Annotated in this window: 12 protein-coding genes; 9 read left to right on the forward strand and 3 right to left on the reverse strand. The window is 68.9% G+C overall.

Annotated elements, in window-relative coordinates:
* Positions 1-50 precede the first annotated feature (50 nt).
* Positions 51-1,649, forward strand: coding sequence for a glycerol-3-phosphate dehydrogenase/oxidase (locus tag MHZ91_RS16010; RefSeq protein WP_175121754.1), 1,599 nt, complete (start codon positions 51-53; stop codon positions 1,647-1,649).
* Positions 1,650-1,666: 17 nt separating this feature from the next.
* Here MHZ91_RS16010 and MHZ91_RS16015 read toward each other — a convergent pair whose 3' ends face one another.
* The 3 genes from MHZ91_RS16015 to MHZ91_RS16025 form a co-directional block, all read right to left on the reverse strand.
* Positions 1,667-2,266, reverse strand: coding sequence for an HD-GYP domain-containing protein (locus MHZ91_RS16015; protein WP_239214548.1), 600 nt, complete (start codon positions 2,264-2,266; stop codon positions 1,667-1,669).
* A gap of 144 nt (positions 2,267-2,410) precedes the next feature.
* Positions 2,411-3,091, reverse strand: coding sequence for a type 1 glutamine amidotransferase domain-containing protein (locus tag MHZ91_RS16020; RefSeq protein ID WP_175121756.1), 681 nt, complete (start codon positions 3,089-3,091; stop codon positions 2,411-2,413).
* Positions 3,088-4,137 (reverse strand): NADP-dependent oxidoreductase, encoded by a 1,050-nt coding sequence (locus MHZ91_RS16025; protein WP_175121757.1) that lies wholly within the window; start codon positions 4,135-4,137, stop codon positions 3,088-3,090. The genes MHZ91_RS16020 and MHZ91_RS16025 overlap by 4 nt, the downstream gene beginning before the upstream one ends.
* A 163-nt stretch (positions 4,138-4,300) precedes the next feature.
* On the opposite strand from MHZ91_RS16025, the gene MHZ91_RS16030 reads away from it, so the two are divergent.
* From MHZ91_RS16030 to MHZ91_RS16065, 8 genes are all read left to right on the forward strand, one after another.
* Positions 4,301-5,053: a TetR/AcrR family transcriptional regulator gene (locus MHZ91_RS16030; protein WP_239214550.1), complete on the forward strand. Its 753-nt coding sequence runs from the start codon at positions 4,301-4,303 to the stop codon at positions 5,051-5,053.
* 2 nt (positions 5,054-5,055) lie between these two features.
* Complete coding sequence (locus MHZ91_RS16035; RefSeq protein ID WP_175185390.1) at positions 5,056-6,009, forward strand: HlyD family secretion protein; 954 nt, start codon at positions 5,056-5,058, stop codon at positions 6,007-6,009.
* Positions 6,006-6,953: an ABC transporter ATP-binding protein gene (locus MHZ91_RS16040; RefSeq protein WP_175136667.1), complete on the forward strand. Its 948-nt coding sequence runs from the start codon at positions 6,006-6,008 to the stop codon at positions 6,951-6,953. The genes MHZ91_RS16035 and MHZ91_RS16040 overlap by 4 nt, the downstream gene beginning before the upstream one ends.
* Complete coding sequence (locus MHZ91_RS16045; protein WP_175121761.1) at positions 6,950-8,095, forward strand: ABC transporter permease; 1,146 nt, start codon at positions 6,950-6,952, stop codon at positions 8,093-8,095. The genes MHZ91_RS16040 and MHZ91_RS16045 overlap by 4 nt, the downstream gene beginning before the upstream one ends.
* 5 nt (positions 8,096-8,100) lie before the next feature.
* Positions 8,101-9,570, forward strand: a complete 1,470-nt coding sequence (locus MHZ91_RS16050) for an efflux transporter outer membrane subunit (RefSeq protein ID WP_239214552.1) — start codon at positions 8,101-8,103, stop codon at positions 9,568-9,570.
* Positions 9,571-9,702: 132 nt separating this feature from the next.
* On the forward strand, positions 9,703-10,434 hold the full coding sequence (locus MHZ91_RS16055; RefSeq protein WP_175185393.1) for a response regulator transcription factor: 732 nt from the start codon (positions 9,703-9,705) through the stop codon (positions 10,432-10,434).
* A 66-nt stretch (positions 10,435-10,500) separates the two neighbouring features.
* Positions 10,501-10,983, forward strand: a complete 483-nt coding sequence (locus tag MHZ91_RS16060) for a YbaK/prolyl-tRNA synthetase associated domain-containing protein (protein WP_175185394.1) — start codon at positions 10,501-10,503, stop codon at positions 10,981-10,983.
* A 23-nt stretch (positions 10,984-11,006) separates the two neighbouring features.
* The gene (locus tag MHZ91_RS16065; RefSeq protein WP_239214554.1) at positions 11,007-13,031 is read left to right on the forward strand and encodes an FUSC family protein; all 2,025 of its coding nucleotides are present in this window, start codon (positions 11,007-11,009) and stop codon (positions 13,029-13,031) included.
* Position 13,032 lies beyond the last annotated feature (1 nt).

Genomic DNA, 13,032 nt, shown 5'->3' on the forward strand with positions numbered 1-13,032 from the left:
GGCAAGCACATCGACGCACTTACCTCGCGGCCCTGCCGCCCTAAAAGAACATGAACCAACCCCTCGCCTCCGTCACCCCGCCCGACCGCAGCCGTCTTCTGAACACGCTGGACAACACGCATTCCTGGGACGTCATCGTCATCGGCGGCGGCGCAACCGGCCTGGGCACGGCGGTCGACGCCGCCGCGCGCGGCTACCGGACGCTGCTGATCGAAGGCGCCGACTTTGCCAAGGGCACGTCCAGCAAGGCCACCAAGCTGGTGCACGGCGGCGTGCGCTATCTGGCGCAAGGCAACGTCAGCCTGGTGCGCGAGGCCCTGCATGAACGCGGCCTGCTCAACCGCAACGCGCCGCACCTGGTGTGGCCGCTGGGCTTTGTGGTGCCGGCCTACACGATGCTGGACCAGCCGTTCTACGGCATCGGCCTGAAGATGTACGACATGCTGGCCGGCAAGCTGAATTTGTCGCCCAGCCGCTGGCTGTCGCGCCGCGAAACGCTGGCCAACGCCCCCACCCTTGCGGAAACCGTCAGCGGGCGCAGCCTGAAGGGCGGCGTGCTGTACTACGACGGCCAGTTCGACGACGCGCGCCTGGCCATGAGCCTGATGCGCACGCTGTTCGACCTGGGCGGCACGGCAGTCAACTACGTGCGCGCCACGGGCCTGACCACCACCAACGGCAAGGTCGACGGCGTGACCGCACAGGACGTGATCGGCGGCGCGTCGTTCACGCTGCGCGCGCGCTGCGTGGTCAACGCCACCGGCGTGTGGGTGGACGCCGTACGCCGCATGGAAGACAAGAACGCGCAGACGATGGTCGCGCCCAGCCAGGGCGTGCACCTGACGCTGCCGCAGGATTTCCTGCCCGGCAAGCGTGCCGTGCTGATTCCCAAGACCGATGACGGCCGCGTGCTGTTCGTGGTGCCCTGGAACGGCCACACCATCGTCGGCACCACCGACACGCCGCGCCAGGACCTGCCGCTGGACCCGGATGCCGGCGCACAGGACGTGGATTTCATCCTGAGCACCGCCGCGCGCTATCTCAGCCGCAAGCCGACGCGCGACGACGTGACCAGCGTCTGGGCCGGGCTGCGTCCGCTGGTCAAGGCGACCGGCGAAGCGTCCACCAAGAAGCTGTCGCGCGAGCACACGATTCTGGTGTCCAAGGCCGGCCTCGTGACGGTCACCGGCGGCAAGTGGACGACGTACCGCCGCATGGCGCAAGATGTGGTCGACACCGCCATCCAGCATCAGTTGCTGACGCAGGCCTCGTGCCGCACCGAATCGTTGCCGCTGCATGGCGCCAATGGTCTTGCACCGTCGCAGGAACACGCCGGCACGCCGGACAGCTACTACGGCAGCGATCTGGCGACGTTGCAGGCGTTGCCCGGCGCGCAGCGCATGCTGGTCAAGGCCAGCGGCCTGACCGAAGCGCACGTGCGTTTTGCGGCGCGCTTTGAACTGGCGCGCAGTGCCGAGGACGTGTTGGCGCGCCGCAACCGCGCGCTGTTCCTGGATGCCGAGGCCGCGATGCTGGCCGCGCCGGAAGTGGCCCGCATCCTGGCCGAGGAACTGGGCCACGACGCGGCCTGGCAGCAGCGCACATTGCAGGACCTGGCCACCGTCGCGGCGACCTATCGCCTGAAGTAATTCGCTACGGTAAACCGCTACGGCACGCGCAGGCGGCTTTCGCGGATCATCGATTCGAACACGCGCAGCAGGTCGGGATCGAACTTCGATCCCGACTCCTGGTTCAGGATGTCCATGATCTGCGTGTGCGAGCGCGCCGGATGATAGGGCCGCGTATCGCCAAGCGCGTCATAGGAATCGGCCACCGAGATGATCCGCGCATGCAGCGGGATGGCGTGGCCAGCAAGGCCGTCCGGATAACCGGAGCCATCGACATGCTCGTGATGGTGCCGCACCGCCAGCGCAATGGCTTCGCGCTGCGGCATCGCGGTCTGCATGATGAGGGCAGCGCCCGCCGCGGCATGCGCCTTCATGATTTCCCAGTCTTCCCATACCAGCCGGTGCGGGCTGTGCAGCACACGATCGGGCGTGGCGATCTTGCCCACGTCGTGAAGCCGCGCGGCCACGGCAATGACGTCCACCTCGTGCTCGGCCAGTCCACAGGCTTCGGCCAGCGCCACGCTCAGCGCAGCCACTCTATTGCAATGCCGGCCGGTGGCCGGGTCACGCGCCTGTATTGCGGCAAAGAGCGCCGCTTCATAGGATCCTGCGGATATGTCGGGTACGTCGGGGGGCATCGGAAAACTGCGCGCCGCAATGGCATGGCGGCGCGCGCATATCGGAAAGCCGGAATTCTGACACAATTCGCAACGATGTCCGGCCGCCGCGCGTCTGGCGCGCGAGCCGGGCTTCGCCTTCCTGCTGTTGTGCCGTGACGGCGTTCAGTCCTTCAGGCGTTCCAGCAGCGCCTTGGCTACGCCCACCGACGAGCCGGGATTCTGCCCCGTGATGAGCAGGCCGTCGCTGACCACATGCGACTGCCAGTCCGGCCCGCTGCTGTACAGCCCGCCCAGCTTTTTCAGCTCGTCTTCCACCAGGAACGGCACCACATCGGTCAACTGCACGGCGGCTTCTTCCGCATTGGAAAAGCCCGTGACCTGCCTGCCCTGCACCAGCGGCTTGCCGTCGGCGGTCTTGGCATGGCGCAGCACGCCCGGCGCATGGCACACGGCCGAGACCGGCTTGCCCGCGGCCAGCATGGTCTCGATCAGCGCCACTGATTTGGCGTCCTCGGCCAGATCCCACAGCGGGCCGTGACCGCCCGGGTAGAAGACCGCGTCGTAATCCGACGCCTGCACGTCGGACAGCCGGCGCGTGGACGCCAAAACGCGCTGCGCGTCCGCGTCTTTCTGGAAGCGGCGCGTGTCGTCGGTCTGCGCGTCAGGATCGTCGCTCTTGGGATCCAGCGGCGGCTGGCCGCCCAGCGGCGAGGCCAGCGTGATCTTCGCGCCCGCGTCCAGGAACGCGTAGTACGGCGCCGCAAACTCTTCCAGCCAGAAGCCCGTCTTGCGGCCCGTGTTGCCCAGCGTGTCGTGGGAAGTCAGCACGATCAGGATGTTCATGTAGCGCTCCATTCGTCAGGGCCGACGCGCACAATGCGCTTGCCGGCGTTTTCACCCTTGAGCAGCCCGATCAGCCCGCGCGGGGCGTTCTCCAGGCCGTCGACCACGTCTTCACGGTATTTGATGCGTCCTTGCTTGATGAGGTCCTGCATGGCCTCGCGGAATTCACCGTAGCGATGCGCGTATTCGTTGAAGATGATGAAGCCCTGCATCCGCAGCCGCTTTGTCAGGATGGTGCGCATCAGCAGCGCCAGGCGATCCGGGCCCTCGGGCTGGCTGGTGGCGTTGTAGGCCGAGATCAGGCCGCAGACGGGGATGCGGGCGCGCGGGTTCAACAAGGGCAGCACGGCATCGAAGACCGCGCCGCCGACGTTCTCAAAGTACACGTCGATGCCTTGCGGCGCCGCCTTTGCCAGGCGCCCGGGCAGGTCCGGCTGACGGTGGTCCACGCATTCGTCAAAGCCCAGTTCCTCGACCACGTAGCGGCACTTGTCCGGCCCGCCCGCAATGCCGACGACCCTGCAGCCGTGGATCTTGGCGATCTGGCCGACCACCGCGCCGACCGCGCCGCTGGCCGCGGCGACCACAACCGTTTCACCGGCCTTGGGCTCGCCGATGTCCAGAAGCCCCATGTAGCCGGTGAAGCCCGGCATGCCCAGGACGCCCAACGACCACGACGGGTTTTCGGGATTGGCGCCCAGGCGCAACAGGCCGGCGCCGTCGGACACCGCGAAATCCTGCCAGCCGGTCTGCGCCAGGACCCACTCGCCGACCTGGAACTGCGGATTGTTGGAGGCGTGGACGCGGGTGACCGTGCCGCCTACCATCGGCTCACCGATCTGCACCGGCTCGGCATAGGACGGCGCGTCGCTCATGCGGCCGCGCATGTAGGGGTCGAGCGACAGATAGACGGTGCGCAGCAGCACCTGGCCCGGTCCCGGTTGAGGGATGTCGCCGGTTTCCAGGCGGAAGTCGGCATCGGTGGGTTCGCCGTGCGGCCGGGCGGCCAGCACGATGCGGCGGTTGGTGGATGCGGATTGCGGCATGAGGTTCGGTCTCCTTCGTAGCGCCGGCCGGGCCTTGCGGACAACCCCGGGCGGCAGGTTGGGGAACCGGCCCATTACACCACCCATGGCCGCGCGGCCGGCTTGAAACCCTGTTGATCGAACCCTCTTTTAATTAATTAAGTCTTTAATTAGAATCGGCCGCATGTCTTCCCCCACTCGCCTTCCCGCCCGCCGGCCCGGCCGCCCGCCCCGTCCGGACAACGCCGCCGCCCGCGCCAATCTCCTGGATCTGGCCACGCAGTTGTTCGCCGCCCAGGGCGTCGCCGCCACCACCATCGCCAATATTGCGCAGCGTGCCGGCGTGACGCCGGCGATGCTGCATTACTACTTCAAGAGCCGGGATCAGTTGATCGACGCCGTGGTGCTGGAACGGATCGTGCCCGTGATCGGATTTGTGTGGGCGCCCGTGCCGCTGGAGGGCGGTGGGGCCGTCATCGACGGGGCTCCCGCCTCCGGGCTCGGCGCCCCGCCCGACCCGGCCGCCGCCGCCCGCGGTTTCATCACCGAAGTGGTCGGCCGCGTGGTGCAAAGCGCCACGGAAAAGCCCTGGCTGCCGTCGTTGTGGATGCACGAGGTCGTCAACGAAGGCGGCCAGTTGCGAGATCGCGTGCTGCGCCATCTGCCGTCGGACCGGCTGCAGGCGTTCGCGGGCCTCATCGCCGAATGCCAGCGCCGCGGCGCCATCACGCCGGGCGTGGAACCGCGCCTCGTGTTCCTTTCCATCCTGGGCCTGACCCTGTTGCCGCTTGCCACGTCCAACCTGTGGCGCCGCATCTGGCAGGACGACCCGGTGGCGCAGTCGATCGATAACGAGGCGATTGCGGCCCACGCCATCGCCATGCTGACCGGCGGCCTGTTCGCGCCGTCTCTACCCTCTCCGACTCCAGGACGCTGACCATGCGCACCTTACGCCGCCTGTCCGCCCCCCTCGCCTTGCTGCCGCTGTTTGGCTGCGGCAATAACGACCAGCCGTTCTATCAGGGCTATGTCGAAGGCGATTACGTGTATGTCGCCTCGTCCGAACCGGGCCGCCTGGACACCCTGGCGGTGCGGCGCGGCCAGCAGGTCGACGCCAACCAGCCGCTGTACGCACTGGACGCCACGCGCGAGGCCGCGGCACGCGATCAGGCGCAGGCAGAAGCGGCCGCGGCGCGCGCGCAACTGGAGGACATCGCCACCGGCAAGCGGGCGCCGGAGGTCGACGTCAGCCTGGCGCAATTGGCGCAGGCGCAGGCCGCCAGCCGCCGGTCCGCGGCGCAGCTGGCCCGCGACAACGCGCAGTTCCGCATAGGCGGCATCGCGCGCTCGCAGTTGGACGACAGCCGCGAACAGGCGCAGTCGGACGCGGCGCGCGTGCGCGAACTTCAGGCGCAGGTCGAGGTAAACCGGCTGCCCGGCCGCGACGAGGCCCGGCGCGCGCAGGCCTCCCAGGTGGAGGCCGCCGACGCCGCGCTGGCGCAGGCCGAGTGGACGTTGAACCAGAAGCGGCTGGCCGCGCCGGCCGCCGGGCGGATCTTCGACACCATGTACCGCGTGGGCGAATGGGTGCCGGCAGGCAGTCCGGTCGTGAGCCTGCTGCCACCCGGCAACATCAAGGTGCGGTTCTTCGTGCCGGAGACGGTGGTCGGATCGCTGAAGATCGGCCAGCAGGCCACGTTGCGCTGCGACGGCTGCGGCGATCCGATCCCCGTGCGCATCGACTACGTGTCGGACCAGGCCGAATACACGCCGCCGGTCATCTACAGCCGCGAAAGCCGCAGCAAGCTGGTGTACATGGTGGAAGCCCGCCCCGCCGCCGACCAGGCGGCGCGGCTGCATCCGGGTCAACCGGTGGAGGCGACGCTGCCATGAACGCGCCCGACGCCGGCGGCAACGTCATCGACGTACGCGGCCTGAATAAGCACTTCGGCAACAAGCATGTCGTGAACGACGTGTCGCTGCAGGTTCGCGAAGGCGAGATCTTCGGGTTCCTGGGGCCCAACGGCAGCGGCAAAACGACGTGCATCCGCCTCATGTGCGGCCTGCTCACGCCGGATTCCGGCAGCGGCACATGCCTGGGCTACGACATCCTGCGCGACAGCGCCGAGATCAAGCGCAACGTCGGCTACATGACGCAGAAGTTCTCGTACTGGGAGGACCTGACCATCCGCGAGAACCTGGACTTTGTCGCGCGCATGTACGGCATGCCGCAGCGCAAGGAAGCCGTGGACCGCGCCCTGCAGGACCTCGGGCTGCAAACGCGCGCCGGGCAGTTGACGGGATCCTTGTCCGGCGGGTGGAAGCAGCGCCTGGCGCTGGCCGCCTGCCTGCTCCACCAGCCCCGCCTGTTGCTGCTGGACGAACCCACGGCCGGCGTGGATCCGACGGCGCGGCGCGACTTCTGGGAACAGCTGCATGAACTGGCGGCGCGCGGTATCTCGGTGCTGGTCAGTACGCATTACATGGACGAGGCCGAACGCTGCCACAAGCTGGCCTACATCTCGTACGGCAAGCTGCTGACGCAAGGCACCGCCGACGAGGTCATCGCCGAGCAACAACTGACCACCTGGGCGATCCACGGCGTCAACCTGGTGCCGTTGGGCCAGCAACTGCGCAGTGCGCCTGGCGTTGACCAGACGGTCGCGTTCGGATCTGCGCTGCACGTCAGCGGCCGGGACGCGGCCACGCTGGAAAGCACGCTGCGCGCGGCCATCGCAGGCCAGGATCTGCGCCTGGAACGCATCGACACCAGCCTGGAGGACGTCTTCATCTACCTGATGAACCGGTCCACCGACAACTTCGCGGGCCAGCCATGACCGCGCGCCTGAACGGCTTTTCGTGGTCGCGCTGGTGGAGCATGGTGCTCAAGGAGTTCCTGCAGCTGCGCCGCGACCGCATTACCTTCGGCATGATCGTGGGCCTGCCGATCATGCAGCTCGCGCTCTTCGGTTATGCCATCAACACCGATCCACGCCAGATGCCCACCGCCATCATCGCGGCGGACCACAGCCCGTTCACGCGCAGCTTCATCGCGGCGATGCGCTCGTCGGACTACTTTCACATCGTCGAGGAACTGGACACCGAGGAAGCGGGCCGCGCCGCGCTGGCTCAGGGCCGCGTGCTGTTCGTCGTGACCATTCCGCCGGATTTCACGCGCAGCCTGCTGCGCGGCGAACGCCCGGCGCTGCTGATTGAAGCCGATGCCACCGACCCCATGGCGACCGGGATGGCGCTGGGCGCAGCAACGCAGCTGACCCAGGCCGTCGCGCAAAAGGATCTGACCGGACCGCTTGCCAGCCTGGCGGGCGGCCAGCCGCCTTTCGACGTGCGCATCCACCAGCTCTACAACGAAGAGCAGATCTCGCAATACAACACCGTGCCGGGACTGATGGGCGTAATCCTGACGATGACGCTGGTGATGATGACCGGGCTGGCGATGACCCGCGAGCGCGAGCGCGGCACCATGGAAAACCTGCTGGCGATGCCGGTGCGGCCGATCGAGGTGATGACGGGCAAGATCGTGCCGTACATCGCCATCGGGTTGATCCAGGCCAGCATCATTCTCGCGGCGGCGCATTTCGTCTTCCACGTGCCCATCATGGGCAGCCTGCTGTCCGTGTACCTGGCCGCGCTGCTGTTCGTCGCGGCGAACCTGACCGTCGGCATCACGCTGTCGTCGCTGGCGCAGAACCAGCTGCAGGCGATGCAGCTGACCATGTTCTATTTCCTGCCGAACATGCTGCTGTCCGGCTTCATGTTTCCGTTCCAGGGCATGCCGATGTGGGCGCAGCACCTGGGCAACCTGCTGCCGCTGACGTATTTCAACCGGCTGATCCGCGGCATCCTGCTCAAGGGCAACGGCTGGTGGGACCTGTGGCCCAACATCTGGCCCCTGATGCTGTTCACCGTCATCGTCATGACCGCCGCCGTGAAGTTCTACCGGCGCACCCTGGATTGAAGCCCATGTCCCGCCCCCCCTTCACGCCCGCTTACCGCCCCCTGGTCTCGATGGCGCTGTGCGCGCTGCTGTCGGCCTGCGCGGTCGGCCCCGACTTCGATACGCCCGCCGCGCCGGACGTAGCAGCCTATACGCCAAACGGGCAGGACGCGCTGCCCGCGGGCCAGCAGCGGCTGCAAGCGGGCGCCGACATTCCCGCGCAATGGTGGCAACTGTTCCGGTCGGACGCGCTGGACCGGCTGGTGCGGCAGGCGCTGGACGCCAGCCCCACGCTGGAAGAAGCGCGTGCGCGCTTGCGGCAGGCGCAGGAAGACCTGGCCGCGGACACCGGCGGGCGCATGCTGCCCGCGGTTGACGGCAATCTGTCGGCGGCGCGCAAGAAGGTCGATCCCGCCGCCTACGGCGTGCCGGTGGCCGAGCCGCCCCCGCCCTTCACGCTGTACAACGCCTCGATCGACGTGTCCTACACGCTGGACGTGTTCGGCGCCAACCGCCGCGCGCTGGAAAGCCTGGCCGCGCAAACGGATTACCAGGCGCATGAACTGCAGGCGGCGCGCATGTCGCTGGCGGCCAACGTGGTCACCGCCGCGATCCGCCAGGCGGATCTGGCCGAGCGGCTGACCGCCACACGCGACCTGCTGGCGGCGCAAGTCAGCCAGCAGGACATCATGCGCAAGCGCCTGGACGCCGGGGGCATTGCCCTGGCCGATCTGCGCAACCAGGAGCTGCTGGTCGCGCAGACCCGCGCCACCGTCCCGCCGCTGGAATACCAGCTTGCGCAGGTGACCCACCAGCTTGCCACCTACCTGGGCGTGCTGCCCGCCGCCCTGCAAACGCCGCCGCTGCGCCTGGCGGACCTGACGCTGCCGCCCGACGTTCCGACCGGCGTGCCGTCGGCGCTGACGCGCCAGCGGCCCGACATCCTGGCGGCCGAAGCCCTGTGGCGCAAGGCGTCGGCCGACGTGGGCGTGGCGACGGCCAACCTGTATCCGCAGTTCACGCTGACCGCCAGTTTCGGGTCGCAGCGCACGGGCGTGAACGAACTGTCAGACGGCGTCAACGTGTGGAACCTGGGACTCGGGCTGGTTCAGCCCCTTTTTCATGGTGGCGAGCTGCGGGCCCGCAAACGCTCGGCGGAAGCGGCGTATGACGCTGCCGCCGCATCATTTCGCCAGACGGTGCTTGACGGCTTTCGCCAGGTGGCCGATGCGTTGCGCGCGCTGCAGACGGACGGTGACGCCTTCGCGGCCTACGACGATGCGTGGCGCCGCGCAGACGAGGCCGAACGCATCGCGGCGGGCCGCTACCAGGCCGGCGGCATCAGCCACCTGAGCCTCCTCGACAGCCAGCGGCAGGTGTTGCAGACCAGGATTTCGCGCATCGAAGCGGATGCCGCGCGCTACACCGACACGGCGGCGCTGTTACAAGCGCTGGGCGGCGGCTGGTGGAATGAGGCGGTTGCTCCCGCCCCGTAAGCCCGCAAAACGCGCTCTGCGCGGCCATGTTCGAGAATTCGGGTAGGAAAGTGTCGTTGTGCGGGGCTTGGGAAAGCGCGGTATCCCGTCATCATGCAAGCGCTCAAGCTGCATGATGTTTACAACGATTTCATGAATGACCTATTAGACCTGATCGTCTTCGCGCCCGACGCCGGCCAGCGCGTCCGCCGTAGCGACGAACTGGCCGAAATGGGGTTCTCGCCGCGCCCTTGCGAAGACTCCAACGGACTGTTCCGCCTGTTTCAGGCCCGCCGCACCCCGCTGCTCGTGATGCAGGCCGAATTCACCGATCTCTGCATGGCCGTCGCAGGTCTGCGCGCCATGGACACCACCGCCGGCATCGTTGCCATTTCCGCCTTCGATACCCCTGAGAACCGCATCCTCGGCCTGCATTGCGGCGCCGACGCCTGCTTTTCGCCCGAGGTCGTCACCGGCGAAATCGCCGCAGCCCTGCAGGCGCTGGTGCGCCGGGTCCCCACCACCGCCAACCGCCGCGGGGCGGCCGAGGCCGATGCCCGGCCCGCGCCGCCGCCCGTGGCGTCCGCCGAGCCGACCGGCAAGTGGCAATTCCTGGACGCCGCCTGGACGCTGGTCAGCCCCCAGGGCAGACGCCTGGCGCTGACCCAGGCCGAGCGCGAGTTCCTGCTCAAGCTGACCGGCGCGCCGGACAAGCGCATGCCGCGCGGCGATCCGCCTGGCATCGACCCGCATTCCGGCCGCGAATCCATGCGCCGCACGGACGTCGTCGTCAGCCGCCTGCGGCGCAAGGCGCAGGACGTCGACGTGGAACTGCCCATTCGCACCGTCTGGGGCTGGGGCTACGCGTTCACCGGGGAAATCTGACGCGCGGCGGGCGTATGATTCCGCGTACAGGGCCGACTCCCGGCCCGCCTCTGCCCCATCCGTCCCATGGAAGTCTTTGAACGCCTGCAAGCCCTGCTCATCCAGAATCAGGCGCGCTACCGCCTGCTCGAACACGCTGCCGCCGGCAAGTCCGTCGAAGTCGCCGCCATCCGCGGCACCGAGGTCAGCCAGGGCGCCAAGGCGCTGGTCTGCCGCGTGAAGATCTCGTCCAACCAGCGCAAGAACGTGCTCGCCGTCTTTCCGGCGGACAAACAGGCCGACCTGGACGCCATCGCGCGGGCGGCGGGCGGCAAGAAGGCGTCGCTGGCCTCGCAGGACCTGGCACGTGAACTCACGGGCTGCGAGATCGGCGCCATCCCGCCCTTCAGCTTCAATCCCGACCTGACGCTGCTGGTGGATCCCAGCCTGCGCGAGCGCCACGACGAAATCGTGTTCAACGCCGGACGCCTGGACGCGTCCATCCTGCTGAACACCGACGACTACTTCCGCCTGGCCGCGCCCGACGAGGCGCCGCTGATCAAGGCCTGACCGGCGCCGCCCATGAGGCCACCTTGTCCCGCCCTTTGATGACCCACGGCGCGCGCGCCTCCAACATGCGCTGGCTGATGAGCCTGGCGCACATGGAGCCGTCGCCGGTCAACCCCTGGGTGATGCTGCGCGCCGCCCTGGCCATCGGCCTGCCGACCGCGGTGGGCATGGCGCTGGACCAGGGTGCGGCGGCCGCGCTGGTGGCGCTGGGCGCGCTGCCCGCCATCACGGGCGACAACGGCGGCCCCTACCGCAGCCGCGCGCTTTCCATCGGTTCCACGGTGTTCGGCGGCGCGTTCGGTTATCTGCTGGGCAACCTGATGTCCGGCCACGGCCTGTGGACGTCCGCCGGCATGACGCTGCTGGTGCTGGCGGCCAGCCTGGTCGGCACCTTCAACAACATCGCCGCGGTCGCGACGCTGCAATTTGCCACGTATGTCATCGTCGGCTCCAGCTTGACGCCCACGCTGCCGCCCTGGCTGCCGCCGGTGCTGGTGGGCGTGGGCGGCCTGTTCGGGCTGGCGCTGACGCTGTCCGGTTGGGTCGTCAACCCGATCGCGCCGGAGCGGGCCGCCGTGGCGCAGGCCTATCGCAAGCTGGCGGCGATGTTCGCGGCCATCGGCACGTCTCGGGTGATGGCCGCGCGCCGCGACATGGAAGCCGCCATGGCCACGGCCTACGACACCGTCCTGGCCGCGCGGGGCCGGTCGGCGGGTCCGTCGCCCAGACTGGCGCGGCTGGCCGCACAGTTGCAGGCCTGCACGCCGCTCACCAACGCCGCGCTGGAGCTGGCGCGCGCCGGCCGCGTGTTGCCGGACGAATGTGCCCGGGTCATGAACCATCTGGCCGACCGGGTCGAAAACGACGCGCCACCGGACGCCCGCGACGACATCGCCGCGCTGCACCGCGCCGGCATGCCGCAGTTGGCCGAGGCGCTGGAACAGGTGCAGCCGCTGCTGCACGGCGCCCGGGCCAGCCAGGCCAACCAGGGCGCCGGGGCCACGGAAGCCAACCCGGCCACCGAGGCCGACGCCTTCGCCACCCTGCAGCCCGCACCGGCGCGCACGCCGTGGCGGGTGCTGATCCGCACGTACCGGCCCGGGCCGACGACGGTCCGTTACCTGGTCCGGTTGGGCCTGTGCCTCGTCGCCGCCGAGGCCGTCGCCCTGGCGGCCGCGCTGCCGCGGTCCTACTGGGTGCCGCTGATCGTCGTGGTGGTGTTCAAGCCCAACTTCGGCTCGGTGTTCGCGCGCGCGCTGCAAAGCTGCGCGGGCAGCGTGGTCGGCGTGGCGATCAGCGCCACCGTGCTTGCGCTGGATCGCGGCGGTCTGGCCAGCCTGCTCACCGTTGCTGCGCTGGCCGCATTGCTGCCATGGTCGATACGGCGCAACTACGGGCTGTTCTCGGCGATTCTGGTGCCGATCCTCATGCTGCTGATCGGGGCGCTGCAGCCGGGAAGCTGGGCCATTGCGCTGGCGCGGCTGATCGATGTGGGCGTTGCGGCGGCCATCGTGCTGCTGGTGGGCTACCTGCCGTGGATCCGCATCGAACGCAGCAACCTGGACCATGCCGTTTCCGCCGCCACGTCCACGCTGGCGGCCTACCTGAACACCGTCTTCCAGACCGACCCCGGCAACCGGCATGACCTGCGCGCCCGCGCCTACGCGCGCCTGTCGGACCTGCGCATCGCCCTGCAGCGCGGGCTGTCCGAACCCCGGCTGGTCAGCCGCCGCGCACTGGCCTGGTGGCCGGTGGAAGTCGCACTGGAACGCGTGGCCAACGCGATTTCGGACACGGCCTGGTCGCTGCCCGCCGGACAGGACGCGCCCGCCGCCGCGCAGGTCGCCCAATTGGCCGCCGCGCTGGACAGCATTGCGGCCGCCGTCGAACAAGGCCTGCCCGTGCCCGCCGCCCCCATCGTGGCGCCATCACCGGCGCTGCGGGACGTCGCCGCCGAAATCGAATCCCTGCGCGTCACGCTGGCCGGCCCCGACTTCACGGCAACGCCCGGCCGCCCCGCCGCCCCTTCCCCCCTTCATCAGGTCTGAA

The organism is Achromobacter sp. ACRQX, assembly GCF_022346505.1.
Classification (GTDB): domain Bacteria; phylum Pseudomonadota; class Gammaproteobacteria; order Burkholderiales; family Burkholderiaceae_B; genus Achromobacter; species Achromobacter animicus.

Excerpts from the sequence above, each read along its gene's own strand:
- MHZ91_RS16055 (WP_175185393.1), top strand. The coding sequence starts at position 9,703 with ATGAATGACCTATTAGACCTGATCGTCTTCGCGCCCGACGCCGGCCAG.
- MHZ91_RS16050 (WP_239214552.1), top strand. The coding sequence starts at position 8,101 with ATGTCCCGCCCCCCCTTCACGCCCGCTTACCGCCCCCTGGTCTCGATG.
- MHZ91_RS16030 (WP_239214550.1), top strand. The coding sequence starts at position 4,301 with ATGTCTTCCCCCACTCGCCTTCCCGCCCGCCGGCCCGGCCGCCCGCCC.
- MHZ91_RS16035 (WP_175185390.1), top strand. The coding sequence starts at position 5,056 with ATGCGCACCTTACGCCGCCTGTCCGCCCCCCTCGCCTTGCTGCCGCTG.
- MHZ91_RS16025 (WP_175121757.1), bottom strand. The coding sequence starts at position 4,137 with ATGCCGCAATCCGCATCCACCAACCGCCGCATCGTGCTGGCCGCCCGG.
- MHZ91_RS16020 (WP_175121756.1), bottom strand. The coding sequence starts at position 3,091 with ATGAACATCCTGATCGTGCTGACTTCCCACGACACGCTGGGCAACACG.
- MHZ91_RS16010 (WP_175121754.1), top strand. The coding sequence starts at position 51 with ATGAACCAACCCCTCGCCTCCGTCACCCCGCCCGACCGCAGCCGTCTT.
- MHZ91_RS16045 (WP_175121761.1), top strand. The coding sequence starts at position 6,950 with ATGACCGCGCGCCTGAACGGCTTTTCGTGGTCGCGCTGGTGGAGCATG.
- MHZ91_RS16060 (WP_175185394.1), top strand. The coding sequence starts at position 10,501 with ATGGAAGTCTTTGAACGCCTGCAAGCCCTGCTCATCCAGAATCAGGCG.
- MHZ91_RS16015 (WP_239214548.1), bottom strand. The coding sequence starts at position 2,266 with ATGCCCCCCGACGTACCCGACATATCCGCAGGATCCTATGAAGCGGCG.
- MHZ91_RS16040 (WP_175136667.1), top strand. The coding sequence starts at position 6,006 with ATGAACGCGCCCGACGCCGGCGGCAACGTCATCGACGTACGCGGCCTG.